General features: G+C 72.2%; 14 protein-coding genes. 8 read left to right on the forward strand and 6 right to left on the reverse strand.

The window, feature by feature from the left end:
• Positions 1-5 precede the first annotated feature (5 nt).
• From T336_RS0108250 to T336_RS0108285, 8 genes are all read left to right on the forward strand, one after another.
• The gene (locus T336_RS0108250; protein WP_026432182.1) at positions 6-1,079 is read left to right on the forward strand and encodes an SDR family oxidoreductase; all 1,074 of its coding nucleotides are present in this window, start codon (positions 6-8) and stop codon (positions 1,077-1,079) included.
• A gap of 140 nt (positions 1,080-1,219) precedes the next feature.
• Entirely contained in the window at positions 1,220-2,926 is a 1,707-nt protein-coding gene (locus T336_RS0108255) for a phosphoethanolamine transferase (protein WP_026432183.1), read from the forward strand.
• A 175-nt stretch (positions 2,927-3,101) separates the two neighbouring features.
• Complete coding sequence (locus T336_RS0108260) at positions 3,102-3,488, forward strand: hypothetical protein (RefSeq protein ID WP_020425095.1); 387 nt, start codon at positions 3,102-3,104, stop codon at positions 3,486-3,488.
• A 190-nt stretch (positions 3,489-3,678) separates the two neighbouring features.
• Positions 3,679-4,839: a mechanosensitive ion channel family protein gene (locus tag T336_RS0108265; protein WP_026432184.1), complete on the forward strand. Its 1,161-nt coding sequence runs from the start codon at positions 3,679-3,681 to the stop codon at positions 4,837-4,839.
• Positions 4,836-5,306: a GyrI-like domain-containing protein gene (locus tag T336_RS0108270; RefSeq protein WP_026432185.1), complete on the forward strand. Its 471-nt coding sequence runs from the start codon at positions 4,836-4,838 to the stop codon at positions 5,304-5,306. Before T336_RS0108265 ends, T336_RS0108270 begins: the two co-directional genes overlap by 4 nt.
• A gap of 362 nt (positions 5,307-5,668) precedes the next feature.
• Positions 5,669-7,144 carry a calcium transporter ChaC gene (locus T336_RS0108275; RefSeq protein WP_244883901.1) on the forward strand — a complete coding sequence of 492 codons (1,476 nt, stop codon included), beginning with the start codon at positions 5,669-5,671 and terminating at the stop codon, positions 7,142-7,144.
• A 127-nt stretch (positions 7,145-7,271) separates the two neighbouring features.
• Positions 7,272-8,321, forward strand: a complete 1,050-nt coding sequence (locus tag T336_RS0108280) for a pirin family protein (protein WP_026432187.1) — start codon at positions 7,272-7,274, stop codon at positions 8,319-8,321.
• Positions 8,322-8,430: 109 nt separating this feature from the next.
• Positions 8,431-8,901, forward strand: a complete 471-nt coding sequence (locus T336_RS0108285) for an FKBP-type peptidyl-prolyl cis-trans isomerase (protein ID WP_019703826.1) — start codon at positions 8,431-8,433, stop codon at positions 8,899-8,901.
• A 6-nt stretch (positions 8,902-8,907) separates the two neighbouring features.
• Here the strand turns inward: T336_RS0108285 and T336_RS0108290 are convergent, their stop codons facing one another.
• From T336_RS0108290 to T336_RS0108315, 6 genes are all read right to left on the reverse strand, one after another.
• Positions 8,908-9,882: a Csu type fimbrial protein gene (locus T336_RS0108290; RefSeq protein ID WP_051647091.1), complete on the reverse strand. Its 975-nt coding sequence runs from the start codon at positions 9,880-9,882 to the stop codon at positions 8,908-8,910.
• Positions 9,879-12,299, reverse strand: a complete 2,421-nt coding sequence (locus T336_RS0108295) for a fimbria/pilus outer membrane usher protein (RefSeq protein WP_026432189.1) — start codon at positions 12,297-12,299, stop codon at positions 9,879-9,881. Before T336_RS0108295 ends, T336_RS0108290 begins: the two co-directional genes overlap by 4 nt.
• Positions 12,286-13,152 (reverse strand): fimbrial biogenesis chaperone, encoded by an 867-nt coding sequence (locus T336_RS0108300; protein ID WP_026432190.1) that lies wholly within the window; start codon positions 13,150-13,152, stop codon positions 12,286-12,288. Before T336_RS0108300 ends, T336_RS0108295 begins: the two co-directional genes overlap by 14 nt.
• Positions 13,146-13,733 (reverse strand): spore coat protein U domain-containing protein, encoded by a 588-nt coding sequence (locus T336_RS0108305; RefSeq protein ID WP_051647092.1) that lies wholly within the window; start codon positions 13,731-13,733, stop codon positions 13,146-13,148. The genes T336_RS0108300 and T336_RS0108305 overlap by 7 nt, the downstream gene beginning before the upstream one ends.
• Before the next feature lie 44 nt (positions 13,734-13,777).
• Complete coding sequence (locus tag T336_RS0108310) at positions 13,778-14,395, reverse strand: Csu type fimbrial protein (RefSeq protein WP_026432192.1); 618 nt, start codon at positions 14,393-14,395, stop codon at positions 13,778-13,780.
• A 259-nt stretch (positions 14,396-14,654) separates the two neighbouring features.
• Complete coding sequence (locus T336_RS0108315) at positions 14,655-15,578, reverse strand: gamma-glutamyl-gamma-aminobutyrate hydrolase family protein (protein WP_026432193.1); 924 nt, start codon at positions 15,576-15,578, stop codon at positions 14,655-14,657.
• Positions 15,579-15,642 lie beyond the last annotated feature (64 nt).

The raw sequence follows: 15,642 nt of genomic DNA on the forward strand, positions 1-15,642 counted from the left end.
TCTCCATGCCCCTTTCCGACGATCCCGATCGCGCCCTGCGCGAAGATCCCTCTTCCTCCGATCCCGAGACGGCCGACGCGGACGCGCAGGCCCGGGATGCGGGCGCCGCCGCCCATGTGCCTGAGCATCCGGTGGTGGTCATCACGGGAGCCTCCAGCGGCATCGGCCATGCCACCGCACTGGCCTTCGCGCGCCGCGGGGCCTGCCTGGTGCTGGCATCGCGCAACCCCGATACGCTGGCCCCCGTGGCGCTGGCCTGCCGCAAGGCCGGCGGCCATGCCATCGGCGTGCCCACCGACGTCACCGATGCCTCCGCGGTGCGCGTGCTCGCGCAGAAGGCGCTGCGGCATTTCGGGCGCATCGATGTCTGGGTGAACGGCGTGGGCGTGGGCGCGATCGGCCGCTTCGACGAGGTGCCCGTGGAGGCCCACCGCCGGGTGCTGGAGGCCAATCTGCTGGGGCACCTGCACGGCGCGCACGCGGTGCTGCCGCATTTCCGGGAGCGCGGCGCGGGCCGGCTCATCAACCTCATCTCCCTGGGCGGCTGGGTGCCGGCGCCCTACGCGGCGGCCTACACCGCCAGCAAGTTCGGCCTGCGGGGCCTGTCCGAGAGCCTGCGCGCCGAGGTGTCCGACCTGCCGCACGTGCATGTCTGCGATGTGGCGCCGACCTTCGTCGATTCGCCCGGCCTCTCGCATGGCGCCAACTACACGGGCCGGCGCATCCGGCCGCCGCTGCCGATGGTCGATCCACACCGGGTCGCCGACACCGTGGTGGGGCTGTCGAGGGCCCTGCGCCCGCGCTCCGTGACCTGGATGGGCCTCGGGGCGCTGCCTGGCCGGGTGGCGCATGCGGTGGCGCCCGACACCGTGGCGCGCTGGATGCGCTGCCTGTCCGACTGGGGCCTCTCCCGGGCACACCCGGAGCCCGAAAGCGACGGCAACCTCTTCGCGCCCTCGCAGGGCACGGCGGTGGCCGGCGGACACCGCAAGCGCCGCGCCGGCGCGCTGGGGCTGGTGGCGGCCCTGGGCGTGGCGGGCATCGCCTACGGCTGGTGGGCCGGGCGCCAGCGGCGCTGACCCGCTGACCACGCCGTCTGCTACCGGGCGGCGGCAGCTCATCAATACCTCGACCGTGGCGAGGGGGCTTTGCGGGCGCGGCACAATGCCGCGTTTTGCGGATCCGGGCGGTGCCTGGGCCCGCCACAAACCGCCCTTTCATGGTGTTTTCGCTCTCCTGGTTCGTACCCCGTGGGCGTGCGCTGCTGCGCAGCCCGTGGCTTCCCCTGGTACTGGTTTGCCTGCTGGCCCTGGGCCTGATCATGCTGGGCCACGACGGCAAGCGCGTGGCGCAGCTTGTCGCGCTGGCCGCGCCCCCCTTCGTGTGGCTGTTCTGGCCCGTGCGCCGCGCCTGGGTACATCGCCTGCGGGCCGCGCTGCTGTGGGCCTGGGCGATGGCGTTCGCGCTCGACGGCGTGGCGCGCGCCCACCTGCTGGACGCTTACCAGGCTGCGCCGGACAGCGCGATGGTGCTGGGTGCCGTGGCCAACACCAATGCGCGGGAGGGCTCCGAGTACCTGCGCATGCACTGGCGTGCCGCGCTGCTCGCGGCATGCGGCGTGATGGCAGTGGCGGCGGTCCTGGCCGCCGGCCTGTCGCGGGGGCTGCGCAGTCCGGAGCCGTCGGCCCGGGAGTTGCCCCGGCCACCGTCGCGCGCGCGCCGCGCGGCCCTGTGGGGGGTGGGCGGCGTGGTGATGCTGTCGGGTGCCGCGGCCTATGCCAGCAAGCCCTGGCGGCGGCTGCACCCGGTGATTTTCTGGACGCAGTGGGGCGACAAGGTGGAGCACGTGCGCGCCGACTGGGCCGGTCAGCAGGGCGCGCGGCAGGCGCTGCTCGAACGCGCGCGCGCCGATGCCCCCTCCATGGCGGAAGACGGGCCCGCACTCGTGGTGCTCGTGATTTCCGACAGCGTGAACCGCGACAACATGTCGCTCTACGGCTATGGCCGGCCCACCACGCCGGGGCTGCAGGCGCAGCAGGCGGTGCTGGGCGAGGCGTTCACGGCCTTCCGCCAGGCCTGGTCGGTCGATGCGACCACGCTGCCCGCGCTGCGCAATTTCTTCCGCTTCGGCGAGCCCGATGCGGCACACCCCCACCATGCGCTGGCCATCGCGCGCGCGGCCGGCTACAAGGTCTGGTGGATGAGCAACCACGACGACGTGGGCATCGAGCAGATGCATGCGCGCATGGCGGACGTCACCGGAATGAACAACCGCACGCCCGGCCGCTCCGGCGCCTCGCTCGACGGCGAGGTGCTCGATGACCTGGAGAAAGCGCTGGCCGATCCCGCGCCGCGCAAGCTGCTCGTGCTGCATCTCATGGGCGCGCACCCGCACTACGACCTGCGCTTCCCGGAGGGCGCCAATCCCTTCGACGACCGGCCGGATGCGGTGGATGACAGCCTGGCGCGCGCCGGCAGGCCGGCCTGGCTGCGGGACCGGCGCGAGGAATACGACGCCGCGGTGCTCTACCACGACGGCATCGTCTCCACCATCCTGCGGCGTACCCGCGAAGGCGGCACGCCGGGCGGCTACCGGTCCTTCATGTACCTCTCCGACCATGGGCAGGAGGTGGGCCATGGCGCCAACTGGGCCGGGCACAGCCCCTCCACCCCCGCGGGCTACCGCATCCCTGCCATCGTGTGGCACAACGGCCGTGCGCCGCTGGCCCCGCAGGAGCTGGAGCGGCGCCCGCTGCGCGCGGACTGGGCGGGCCATACGCTGGTGCAGCTGCTGCGCATCGACTGGAAGGGCTATCGGGCCGACCGCGACGTGCTTGGCGCGGGCTACCGGTGGTTTCCACCGGAAGTGGCAGCCCTGGCCGAAGCGCCCCGCGCCCAGGCACAGCCCGGGCCGGCCGCGCACTGACCATCGCGCGGCAGGGGGCGTGGCCGTGTGGGGCCTCCTCCTACAGCCATCGGCGCGATGCGTGCCTAGGATGGCTCCAGCCGCTGCCGCGCGGCCCGCCCCGCCGCATGCCGGTTCCGGCTGCTTCCCCGAACGCTCCACGGCGCCGCGGCACCACCAGCACAGGACACACGCCATGAAGTCTTCCGCCCCCACTGCCGGCGTCCGCGCTGCCGCTGCCGCGCCCACCGCCGTGCCCTTCACGTTCTATGCAGCCAACGGCCGCGTCTATGCGAGCAACGTCAAGGACAAGCTCGTCGACCTGGGCCGCCTGGACCGCGACGGCACCGGCTACGCCTACCAGCTCGATGCCGACGAGAAGATCGCCGCGGGCGGTTTCGAATCGCCCGAACATGCGCTGGCCTCCATCGTGGGTGCGATCACCTTCCTCTTCCTCGACGGCCAGTTCACCGCGCTGGCCGACGTGGGCGGCGAGCGGCCCGATCTCATCGACGCTCCGCAGATCCACGTTACCCTGGATGCCCTGGGCAAGGGTGAGCCGGCCATCGCGGCCGATGTCTGAGCCCGCCGCGGCGGCGCCGGCATGGCCGGACCTCCGGGTGCCGGCGCCCTCCTGAGCGGGGTGGCCGGGCGGCACAGGCCGCGTGCTGCTGCCGCATTCCTTTTCTTTCCTTTCGTTTTTTCTTCCACCGACGCCGCTCCGGCACCTCCCCATCGCGGGAGGCGGGGCGGGCCATCGAGCAAGGAGTTGCATGCTGAACGACGCCCCCTCCACCGCCTCCCTCCTGTCCTGGTTCCGCGACGAGACCGTCTGGGGACTTTCTCTGTCGAGCATCGCGCTGGCCGTCGCCTCGGCGCTCGGCGTGTACCTGGGCATCACGCTGCTGCTGGGCCTGGCGCAGCGGCGCACCCGCCGGCTCGCCGAGACACGTGCGGCACAGGGGCGGGAGGGGGCGGGCAGCGTGGCGGCCGTGGCCGCCGAAGTGCTGGGCGGCACCAGCCACCTGCTGATCCTGCTCGTGGCGCTGCTGGTCGGCGTGGGCATGCTGGACCTGGCGCCGCGCTGGCAGGCCCGCGTGGGGCAGCTCTGGTTCATCGCACTGGCACTGCAGATGGCGCTGTGGGGAACGCGCGCGATCGGCATCGCCATCCGGCGCTACGAGGCACGGCACCTGGGGACACCGTCGGTGCAGGTGAGCGCCTCGGGAACGCTGATGTCCTGGGGGCTGCGCACCTTGCTGTGGGCCACCATCGTGCTGGCGATGCTCGCCAACCTCGGGGTCAACATCACGGCCTTCGTGGCGAGCCTGGGCGTGGGTGGCATCGCCATCGCCCTGGCCGTGCAGAACGTGCTGGGCGACCTTTTCGCATCGCTCGCCATCGCCGTGGACAAGCCGTTCGAGGTGGGCGATTTCATCGTGGTGGGCAGCGTGGCGGGCACGGTGCAGCAGATCGGCGTGAAGACCACGCGCATCCGCAGCCTGGGCGGCGAGCAGGTCGTGATGTCCAACACCGACCTGCTCAAGCAGACCATCAACAACTACCGCTACCTGCAGGAGCGGCGCATCGTCTTCACCTTCTCCGTGAGCTACGCCACCACCGCGGCGCAGGCCGAGGCCGTCGCCCAGGCGGTGCAGCGCATCATCGAGGCGCAGGACAAGGTGCGCTTCGACCGCGCGCACCTCAAGGGCTTCGGCGCCAATGCGCTCGAATACGAGGTGGTCTATATCGTGCTGGACGCGGGCTACAACGCCTACATGGACGTGCAGCAGGCCATCAATCTCGCGATCCTGCGCGAGCTGGGTACGCTGGGCGTGCAGTTCGGCCTGCCCGTGCGCCAGGTGCTGATGGTTCCCCCCGCGCGTGCCGACGTCCCGGAGGCCGGCGGTTCTTCCCAGGAGGTGTCCCCATGATCGAAACGCCCCGCATCGTCCATATGGAGGCGCAGCCGGCCGCGCTGTGGCCCGTGTCGTGCACGCGCGAGGAAATCCAGCAGGTCATGGGCCGGAGCGTGCGCGCCCTGATGGACGCGCTCGCCGCGCAGGGCGTCTCTCCTGCCGGGCCGCTCTTCACCCACCACCTGCGCCGCCCGACGGATACCTTCGAGTTCCATCTCGGCGTGCCCGTGGACCAGCCCGTCGGCCCCGGGCCGGACGGCGGCCTGCAGCCCGGAGAGTGGCCCGCCATGCGCGTGGCGCGCACAGAGTACCGCGGGCGCTATGAAGACCTGCCGCAGGCGTGGGAGACGTTCCATCGGTGGATCGGTGCCCAGGGCGTACGGCCGGCGGAGGATGTGTGGGAGCGCTACCTCACCGGGCCGGAAACCGGCAGCGACCCGGGCGGCTGGCGCACGGAGCTGATCCAGCCGCTGGCGGACTGAAGCGGCCCGGAGCGGCCCGGCAATGCCTCCTTATGCGAGGCCTGAGCGGACGGCTGCCCGCATATCCGTTTTTCGAGTTGCCAGCCATATCCCGGAGCGCATGGCACGTGCGTGGCTTCGGGCTGCATGTCCTGGCTTCGGCCGGTGATCGGGATTCCATGGACGGGAACCGCACAGTTTCCTCCATCTTCACGTCTCTTCCCCCGATCATGGTTTCCTCTCCTTCCATCACGCCTCCTTCATCCCCCCGCGCCACCAACGCACCGGCCGGGGCCGGGAGGGCGTCATCGTCCGGCACATCCGCAACGTCCGGCCGCTCCGGCGTGCTGCCCGAGTCCGGCGTACCACGGCGGTCTCCCCCCTTGAGCGCATCGCAGGCATCGGGCACGCCGCGGCCGCGTGCCGCCGTGTTGCCGTCGGTGATCGGTGCTGCCGGCCAGGTGGCCGCCGGGACTCGCCCGGCCCTGTCCGATGCGGCCTGGGAGCGCATCGCCATGCTGCCGCCCGCGCAGCGCCAGCGGCTGAATGCCCGGGAGCGGGAGGCGCTGGCGGCTGCGGTGCATGCGCTGCGCAGCCACGTCGAGGCCGAAGGGCTGGATTTCATTCCCGTGTTCGGGCACTGGTCGCTGCGCACCGACAACTACCGGGAGCTGGGCAAGGCCAGCCAGGACGAGGTGCAGGAAGGCCGTGACACGGTCCCCGCGCGTATCGGCGACTACGGCATGGACTTCGTGGCGAGCACGGAGTACCGGGGCCGGCCGCAACATCCCGGCGCCGTGGCGTCCATCGCGCCGTCCCCTGGCGGGCAGGTGCCCGGCACGCTTTTGAAGCTGCCCTTCGACCGCGCGGAGGAATTGCTCACCGTGCTGCTGACGCGCGAGATCGGCGCGGAGGCGGACCTGCGCGCGCCACCCGATGCGCAGGGCCGGCCCCGCTCCAGCCTCATGTACCAGCCGGCGGTGCGGCCCGTCACGCTGCAGGACGGCAGCACGGTGCATGCACTGCTGTTCGAGACCAACCCCGACGGCGCCAAGTCGTTGCGGCGCGCGTTCGGCGACGAGGCGGGATTGACCGCCGGGCGGCTGGCCTTCTTCATCGCGGGCGAGGGCGGGTTCGTGCGCGATGGCAAGCACTACGGCGGGCCGAGTGCCGACTACTGGAAGGCCGGCATGCAGCGGCTCGAAGCGTCGGGCGATGCGCCCGATCCGCTGCTGGCCGAGGCCTACCGCATCGCCACGTCCAGCCGCTCCGCGGACGGCGGCCTGTCGCTGGATGCCATGGTGGGTGCCGCCGTGCCGCGCGGCACGTGGCATGGACACCAGGGCTGGCTCGGCCGGGCCGAAGCGCGGCTGCCGGCGGTGTATGCGCAACCGGGCAGCCCGGCCGCCCATGCCGCGCACCAGCAGCACCAGCGGACGCTGGATACGGCCCTGGCGGCCTGGCTGTCGGGCGAGGGCGCCGACGTGGTCCGCTCGGAAGGCGGCGACCTGCGCGCGGCCCTGGCCCGCGAACTGCCCGCGCTGCTGAAGGCGCAGGGATTCGATCCCGCCGTGTACACGGCCTCCGCGGCCGGCGAGCACGGATACGGCCGCCACCTGCTGTACAGCGAATCGGATGCCCGCAGCGGCATGCAGGGCCTGTTCAGCCTGCAGGCGGTGGCCTTCGACGTGCAGCGGTACCCGCAGGCCCTGGCGCATCCGGAGGTGTGTGCGGTGTTCGATGCGCCGGAGGGCACCGCGGTGGCGGTTTTCCTGCACCGCGATATCGATGGCGTGTCGGGCGGGCTGGAGCTTCCGCTGCAGGACCCCTTCGCCACGAAGCGCCGGCGCCTGCATTGACGGCCTGCGGCGCACCCGGTGGGCGGGGGCGATCGTTCCATCCATGCGCCGGAGCGTTGCAGGCACCGGGCCTTGGGACTGCCGCGGGCATCCCCACGTGTTCTGGAGTTTTCTGGAGAATCCACCCATGTCCACACCATCCCCTCTGCTCGGCAGCCAGCCCCTGGGCCCGCTCTGGCCCACGCTGGACCCGTTCCTTTTCTGTGCCCACCACGACGATGCCTATCCGCGCGGCAATGGCCGCCTGGGGCCCGACGCACCGCTCGCGGGCCGGCAGATCGGGCAGGATTTCTCGCGCAAGGACGGCTGGAGCATGTACCACGGCGACGAGGTGCCCGGCTTCCCGCCCCATCCGCACCGCGGCTTCGAGACCGTGACCATCGTGCGCACCGGCCTCATCGACCATGCCGACTCGCTGGGCGCTGCCGCCCGCTTCGGGCAGGGCGACGTGCAGTGGCTGACCGCGGGCCAGGGCATCGTGCATTCCGAAATGTTCCCGCTCCTGGACGCGCAGCAGCCCAACCCGCTCGAGCTGTTCCAGATCTGGCTCAACCTGCCTGCGGCGGACAAGATGGTGCCGCCGCACTTCACCATGTTCTGGGCCGGCGACATCCCGCGCCTGGTGTCCACCGACGATGCCGGGCACCGCACCGAACTCACCGTGATCGCCGGGCGGGTGCCCGGCGCGGGCGCCGAGCCGCTCGCACCGCCCCCGCACTCCTGGGCGGCGCGCGATGCCTCGGACGTGGCCATCTGGACGCTGCGGCTCGCGCCAGGCGCGCGCTACACCCTGCCTGCCGCGGTGGGGGAGGGCACGCGGCGCATGCTCTACCACTTCGCGGGCGAGGGCGTGCGCGTGGCTGGCGAGGCCGTGGGCCATGCCGCGCTGGAGCTGCGCGCAGGCGCCGCGGTGGAACTGGTCAACGGCAGCACTGAACAGGCGGCCGAGTTCCTGCTGCTGCAGGGCCGTCCGCTGGGCGAGCCCGTGGTGCAGTACGGCCCCTTCGTGATGAACTCCGAGGCGCAGATCCACCAGGCGCTGGCGGACTACCGACGCACGCAGTTCGGCGGCTGGCCCTGGGGCGACGGCGCGCCCGTGCACGGGCCGCAGCCGCGCCGCTTCGCGCGGCGGCCCGGCGAGCCTGCCGACGAAGTGCCCGAGGCGATCGCGTCCTGATCCCGCACCGGACGCGGGGCCGGCGGCATGCGCTGCCGGCCGGCGATGCGGGACAATCGGCGCACGTTCTTTTTCTTCCGACTCCACCGTACCGCCAGCCCCTGCCGCCATGAATATCTCCAAGGACACCGCCGTCACCCTGAGCTACAAGATCACCAGCCCCGAGGGCAAGCCGCTGGATTCGGGCCACGTGGCCTACCTGCACGGCGGCTACGAGAACCTGTTCCCGAAGGTCGAGGCGGTGCTGGACGGCCAGGCCCCCGGCTTCGCCACCACGGTCGAGCTGGCGGTGGCGGATGCCTTCGGCGAGCGCGACGAGAGCCTGGTGCGCACCATTCCCAAGGCCGAATTCCCGCCCGGCGTCAAAGTGGGCGGCCAGCTGCGCGGCGTCGGCGACGACGGCCAGCCGCAGCTCTTCAATGTGGTGAAGATCAAGGGCCCGGTCGTGCATCTGGACGGCAACCACCCCCTGGCGGGCCAGGCCCTGCGCTTTTCCTGCAAGGTGACCGAGGTGCGGCCCGCCACGGCCGACGAGGTCGCCCACCGCCATGTGCATGGCGGACACGGCCACCACCACTGAGACGGTTCAGTACTCCACGTCCACCACCACGTTGTCCTGGTACACCCCGGGCGGCGGCGGTGCCTGGTCGCCGTAGATGCGTGCCGTGTAGGGCAGCACGATGGGCGTGGTGCCGTCCGTGACCGCCATCCCGGCCGTGCGCGTGCCCGCGGCCGTGCCCCAGGGGCTGCCGTCCGCCCGGAACAGGTCATAGGCCAGCCGGTTCGCGCCGCTGGCCATCTGCCTGCGGCCGGCCGATGGATAGGTGCCCGGGCCGAGCCCCACCGTCACGGAGAGTCCGCGCGTGCAGACCACCGAGACATTGCCCGATACCGTCGCGAAGGCCGCGGGCAGCGGGGCGGAGCCGAACTGCACGTTCGGCGCGGACAGCGTGCAGTCGTTCGTGACCACCAGCTGCACGGTCAACAGGCGGTTCACGTTGCCATTGCGCGGCGTGCCCACGCAGAGGCCGCCCACGCCGAGCAGGCCTTCGCAGATGTTGGCGTAGGTCCAGTTCACGGTGACGGTGTCCGTGTAGGTGCCGGCCGGCACGTTCGCGCCCACTGCGGTGGCGATGCGCAGCGGCAGCGATGCGGTGTTGTTGCTCAGCAGCGCGATCACGTTCGCGCCGCTGGCATTGATCACCAGCAGGCCCTGCGTGTAGCTGGCGCCCGCAAGGTCGGTGATCTGGTAAGGGATGGCCGGCTTCGCTCCGTCCTTGAGCGTGAGCCCGGTCGTGGGGCTCACGAATTTCGCCTGCACCGTCGGCGTGCCCAGCGTGGACAGCACGATGCCGCCGCACCCCAGCGTGAACTGCGCCGTGGTGGTGACGGCGGGGCCGGAGAGCACGCGCTGCGAAGGCACCGTGCCGAGGTCGCCGCCGGTCTCGCTGTTCACGCAATCGGCCGATGCCGTGCGGCAAAGTGCGGCCAGCAGGCCCGCGGCCACCAGCGGCAGGGCGACGCACCGGGGCGGCCGTGCAGGGCGTATTGCGGCGGTCACAGCGTGTCCCCTGCGGCACTGGCTGCAGAAGGCGGTGCACTGCCCTCGCGGCAGACCACGCGCAGGTCGCGTTGCGTCGCGTGCTCCGCGGCATCGAAGGCGGCCCGGCATTCCCGCCCGTCGGGCGTGCGCACCGCGAGCGTGTTGCGCGTGTGCAGCGCGGTCAGGTAGACCACGCCGTCCCACCCCACCACCGTGGGCACCTGGCCCTGCTCGTGCACGACGGCGCTGCCCGGCGGCAGCGGCACGCCATCCGAGTCCACCAGCGTGAGGGTGGCCGTGCGCATGCGCAGCACCGGCATGCGCACCAGCGTGCCCGTGCCCCGCGCCACGGCCACCCGGCGTTCCAGCGCGGGCGTGTGCACGTCCGGCGGAAGCGACAGCGGATCGATCGCATAGCGCGCGGGATAGTAGGCCGGCACGTTGGGCACCAGCAGGTAGCCCCGCCCGTCGGTGCGTCCCGCGGGCTGGTGGTTGACCGTGATCGGCACGCCGGGCGCGCCGTCCGTCGATACGAGCGCGAAGCCGTCCGTGACGCGGTTGGCCGCGAACACGTAGCCATCCATGGCGCCCAGCGATCCGGAGGCGCCCGCCCAGTGCGTGGTGTCCGCGGCCGCGCCGAAAAGTCCGCCCTGCACCATGCCGTGCCGGCCCTGGTACTGCGCACTCGCGAGGCGGTAGTTGCCGCCCATGCCGCCGGCGGGGGCGCCGCCGCGGGTCTGGGCGATGCGCCAGCCGAAGCCGCCGTCGCTCGGCAGGCTGCGCTGCAGCCCCAGTTCCCCCTGCGTCCGTCCGCCGGTGTGCGCCGCGGCGGCCTGCGCCGTCAGCAGTGGGTCGAGCAGGTACGTCAGCTGGGCGCGGACCTGCGTCTCCCCGGTCTCGACGGTGCGGCCCGCAGTCAGCGAAAAGAAGGCGTCGCGCCCGAGGGGCGTGCTGTAGCTGGCGTAAGCGAGCCGGCTGCGCTCCGTGCCCGCGCCGCGCAGATCGACCCATCCCGCGCCCAGCGACGCGGAGCCGACCACCAGGCTCGCGTTCACCTGCCGGCTGAGGCGGGATGGCTGCAGGCTGCCGCCGTAGTCCGCGGCATCTCCGAAGCCGTGCAGGCGGCGCGTCTCCAGCAGCGAGATGCCGCCGCGCGGCGTGTTGTACTGGTAGCCCGCGCTCCACTGCCAGCCGCCGCTGCGGTCCGGAAGCGCGGTGTCGCCGGGCACCGCGCGGCCATAGGTGAGCGAGGCGTTGAACACGCCCAGGGTGCCCCAGCGCACGAGCCCGCCCGCGCCCAGCACGCCCAGGCCCCGGGCGGCCTGGGCCTGGGCCTCGACCGTGACGGCATCGGTCACGCCCCGCCGCAACACGCCTGCAGCGAGCGGCCGCCCGTAGGCGAAGCTGCGCAGGCCGTAGCCGCGCCGCAGCGCCCCCACGGAAACCGAATAGTCGGTCCACCCGGGCCGCAACAGCTGGCTGCTGACGTAGAACGGCACGGACGTCACCACCTGGCGGCCCAGGGCATCGGTGGTGACCACGGACGCCATGCCGGCGCCGTTCACGGCCGGCAATTCGCCCAGTGTGAACGGTCCGGGCTGCACGGTGTGCCGGCTGGCGCGGAAGCCGTTGACGAAGACGTCCACCGCCGACGGCACGGCCGCCTGCCCGGCGAACTCGGGCATCGGATACGTCACCAGATCGGGCCGTGCGGCGAAGTTGCGCGCCCATTGCACTCCGCCCAGGCGCACGGGCGTGGTCCATGGCAGGGCGCCGGTGATCAGGTCCCCCGCAGTCCAGGCCGTGGCACTGCCGGCGTCGATATCCGTCCAGGCGGTTTCGTAGCGCAGGTAGCCGTTGCCGCTGCCGCCGTCCACGCGGCGCAGGACGCCCGTGTGGGAAACCACCCCGTGCAGCCCGAAAAAGCGCTGCTCCGACCACAGCGAGGCGGCCGTGCGGCCCTGGGTGCGCGTGGCGTAGAACTCGTAGTTCATCAGCAGTCCGGTGCCCCGGGAGAGGGCCACATCCTCCGGGGATTCCCCGGCCAGCCGCTGCATGGGCAGCCACTGCGCCGGCACGTCGATGCGCAGGCGCTGCGCGAGGCTGTCATAGGCCACGGAAACGCCCGGCAGCGTGTCCACGGCCACTGGCGTGCCGTCGGGCTGGTCGGTCTGCACATGCAGGCGCCGCAGCATGGCCGCATCGATCTCGAAATGCGATCCACGCTGGCGGACCGCGACGAGCCCTTCCCCGGGCCGGCCGTTCACTTCCACCTCCAGGTAGAGGGCGGTGGCCTCCGTGGATGCGCCCGCGGCGGAGGGCGGCGGCGGAAGGTCGCCTGCGCACAGCCATTGGGGAAGGCAGGCCAGGAACGCCGCCAGCCCGCGGGCACGCGCCGGGGCAGCGCGGTGGCCCGCGGTGTCATGGCTCGGCACGGGGCAGGGGCGCCTCGCGCCCGTTGATGGTGGCAAGCAGTTCCGGCTTCGCGGGGGGAGGCTGGTCCAGCACCCAGCGCCGCTGGCTGTGCGGCAGCACGTAGCCGAGCAGCCCCGGGGTGACGACTGGCCCGTCCCGGCCCGGGGCCTGCCAGCGCACGGCCGTGAGCCGCGCATGGCCGGCGCCCGTGTTGCGGACCACGAGGTGCTGCCTGCCGTCCGGGCTGCGGTCCACGCTCCAGCGCAGCTCCGGCTCCAGCGTGTCGCCCGGGGCCATGGAGGACAGCAGGTCCGCGTGGGTGGCGGGCATGCGCGGGCCCAGCGTGCCGGGGGCATAGACGAACAGCGGGATCGCATAGCGGATCTGCAGCCGCACGCCGAACTGGGCGGGGGACGCTGCCCGCGAGGCACCCTGCATGGCTCCCGGGGCGGCGGGCGGCGCCGGCAATTCGTCGAGCAGCACCCGGAAGGCCTGCTCCTGCCCGGGCGGTACGGGTTGGGTCGCGATGAGCCGCACCATCTGCCGCGCCCCCGGCGGAATCTGGCTGATGGGCGGGCTCGCCACCACCGCCTGCTGGGGCGTGAAGCGGTCGTCGCCCTCTTCCTGGCGCCAGGCGAACACCCGGGCCTGCATGGCCACCGGCTCCGTCCCCCGGTTCTCCACCCAGAGCGCGACGGCCCGCTGCTCGCCCGCGATGACGGGATCCACCGGCCAGATCATCAGCGGGGCCGCCGCCTGCGCCGTCCCCGGCAGGGCCGGCAACAGCGCCCATGCCAGTGCCGCGGCCATCATCCGCAGGCAGGCCCTGCGGTCCGGGCTGTGCGGGGGGGACGGCGGACCGGTATCTACCACGACAGCGTCACCTGTACCGTATCGGTATAGACGCCTGCCGGCAGGCCGAATCCGGGGAACGTGGCCGTGCCCTGGAACGGCAGGGCGGCGGCACTGCCGCCGAGCGTGAGGCCGGCAGGCACGTTCGGGACGAGCGCCGTGGCGGGGGCCGTGGCCAGTGCCAGTGCGTAGGGCACATAGGCGCCCGCGTTGTTGGAGAGCCTGCGCTGGCTGCCCTGGGCGTTCTGCCCCGCATCCGCCGCCACCTGCACGGCCGTGCCCGGGGTGCACTGGATCAGTGCTTGCCCGCCGGCTCCGGAGCCGGAGAGCCGCGTCTCGCTGCCGGTGCGGACGGCGGAGTGCGTGCCGAAATCGATCGTGCCGAAATTCACGCCCGTGACCTGCCCTGCAGCGCCCGACACCAGGCAGCCGCGCACGATGGTGGCGTTCACCGACAGGGTGGCCGTGGTCGGGATCGTGGCGGGCACCGCGGGCAGCGACAGCAGCGTGGCCAGGCACAGCGGCGGCACGGCAGAAGGCCGCACTGCCGGCCGGCCGGCAGCCCGCCCGCGCCACGCCGCGGCGCGGATGGCATGTGGCATCGAAAGATCTCCCTCGCCGCCGGAGGTACCGGCGGCCCTTTATTTCAGAAGGTCAGCGTGACCTGGAGCTGGTCGGTGTAGAGGCCCGCGGGGAGCGCCACCGCATTGGTCTTGTTCACCAGGCCATAGATGGGCAGGGTGAACGGATTGCCCGCGGAAGGCACGGCGATGCCCGTCACGGCTGTGGATGCGGTGTAAGGCACCGTGTGGCCCGGGTCGCGGTACACGTCGTACGGCAGGAAGGCGCTGCCGTTGGACATCGCGCGCGTGCCCGTGCCGATGCCGGCGCCTTGTCCGGCATGCGTGCCGCTGTCGATCGTGATGCTGAACGCGGTGATCTCGGGCGAGCACACGATCTGCGTGGCGCCTGCACCGCCTTCGCCGCCGCTGGCCGTCGCGGTGGCCGTGCCCACGAAGGTCGCGGGCCGGGATCCGAAGTCCAGCGTGCCGAAATCCGCGCCCGACACCGTTCCCGGGCCGCCGTTGATCACGCAGCCGGATGTGAGCATCATGCGCGCGCCGAGCACTCCCGACAGCGTGGCGGCGCCGAGCGGCGCGGCGCCTGCGGCCAGTGCCAGCACGCCTGCGGCGGCCAGGGTGCGGGCCCTGCGCCCGGCGATCCGGCACCGCCGCGGTGCCGGATGGGTGGATATCGCTTCCATCGCTTTCTCCTCCACAGAAAAAAACCGGTGCGGAAGCGGCGGCCCGTGCCGCTCGCCGCCGTCCGTGGCGTTTTTGCCCCTGCCCCCTGAAAAGCTGCTTCCTGCGGGAAGCCACGGGTGGATCAAGCCACCTCTGATGTACCGTTGTACTGCATGTTAAGAGCGATGGGAATGCCTGCGTATAGGTGAAATTCCAGAGAAAGCGTTGGCCGCCGCCGACGGGCTGCGTTACTGCCGGGCTGCTTCGGCGCGGCGCCGGCTAGCGCCGCAGCAGGGCCTGGCGCAGCAGCCGGGCCGCGCGGTCGCGGATCCGGAAGGGGCTGTGCCCCGGTGCAGGCCGCGATTTCGCGCGGATGCAGGCCGCGAGGAAATCATGCAGGATGGGTGCGTCGTCCATGGTCTGCGAGGCGCCGGGCTTGAAGAATTCCGGGTGCCACTGCGTCGCGGCGATGTAGCCGCGTCCGGAATGGGCATTGCGGCGGATCGCCTCGGGCACGCCGTCGGGATGGCTCCAGGCCTCGATCTCGAAGCCGGGCGCCAGGTTCTTGATGCCCTGGTGGTGGATGCTGTTGACCACCATGCGCGGCTGCTGGGGATACAGCTGCGACAGCCGCGTGCCGGGCACGATCTCCACCTCGTGGAAGTGCTGGTCGTACGTGACCGCATTGCGGTGCTGCTGGGCCCCGGGATGCTGGGTCTCGATGTCCTGGTAGAGCGTGCCGCCGAAGGCGACGTTGATGAGCTGCAGCCCCCGGCACACGCCGAAGATCGGCTTGCCTGCCTGCTCGAAGGCCTCCACCACGGCCAGGTCGTACAGGTCGCGGATGCGGTCGCCGAGCCAGGCATCCTTCAGCGGTACCTCGCCATAGCTGCCGGGCCACACGTCGGCGCCGCCATGCATCACGACGCCATCCAGCCATTCGGCGTAGTGGGCGAGGGTCACGTCGCCGCGGGCCGTTTCGCCGGTCGGGCAGGGCACCATGACGACCATCGCGCCGGCCGACATGATCCAGTGCGCGATGGATTGTTCGACGTACTGCAGCGTCTTGTTGGTGAACAGCGACCGGGCGGGGTCGGCATGCGAGAAGCAGGCCGACAGCCCGATCTTGAGCCGCTGGGCGGCCGGAAGTGCCGGGGCGCGCCGCGCGGGGGGCGTGCCGCGGAAAGGGGGAACATCAAGCATGGGGAATTTTTAGCCCATCCCGCGCGACTCTGCTGTAGGAACCCGCCGCCCGCTCGCCGGGGTC

Origin of the sequence: Paracidovorax oryzae ATCC 19882 (assembly GCF_000687165.1) — a bacterium.
Lineage (GTDB): Bacteria > Pseudomonadota > Gammaproteobacteria > Burkholderiales > Burkholderiaceae_C > Paracidovorax > Paracidovorax oryzae.

Bases quoted from the DNA above. Each gene is read 5' to 3' on its own strand.
- T336_RS0108250 (WP_026432182.1), top strand. From the start codon at position 6: ATGCCCCTTTCCGACGATCCCGATCGCGCCCTGCGCGAAGATCCCTCT.
- T336_RS0108255 (WP_026432183.1), top strand. From the start codon at position 1,220: ATGGTGTTTTCGCTCTCCTGGTTCGTACCCCGTGGGCGTGCGCTGCTG.
- T336_RS0108260 (WP_020425095.1), top strand. From the start codon at position 3,102: ATGAAGTCTTCCGCCCCCACTGCCGGCGTCCGCGCTGCCGCTGCCGCG.
- T336_RS0108265 (WP_026432184.1), top strand. From the start codon at position 3,679: ATGCTGAACGACGCCCCCTCCACCGCCTCCCTCCTGTCCTGGTTCCGC.
- T336_RS0108270 (WP_026432185.1), top strand. From the start codon at position 4,836: ATGATCGAAACGCCCCGCATCGTCCATATGGAGGCGCAGCCGGCCGCG.
- T336_RS0108280 (WP_026432187.1), top strand. From the start codon at position 7,272: ATGTCCACACCATCCCCTCTGCTCGGCAGCCAGCCCCTGGGCCCGCTC.
- T336_RS0108285 (WP_019703826.1), top strand. From the start codon at position 8,431: ATGAATATCTCCAAGGACACCGCCGTCACCCTGAGCTACAAGATCACC.
- T336_RS0108305 (WP_051647092.1), bottom strand. From the start codon at position 13,733: ATGCCACATGCCATCCGCGCCGCGGCGTGGCGCGGGCGGGCTGCCGGC.
- T336_RS0108310 (WP_026432192.1), bottom strand. From the start codon at position 14,395: ATGGAAGCGATATCCACCCATCCGGCACCGCGGCGGTGCCGGATCGCC.
- T336_RS0108315 (WP_026432193.1), bottom strand. From the start codon at position 15,578: ATGCTTGATGTTCCCCCTTTCCGCGGCACGCCCCCCGCGCGGCGCGCC.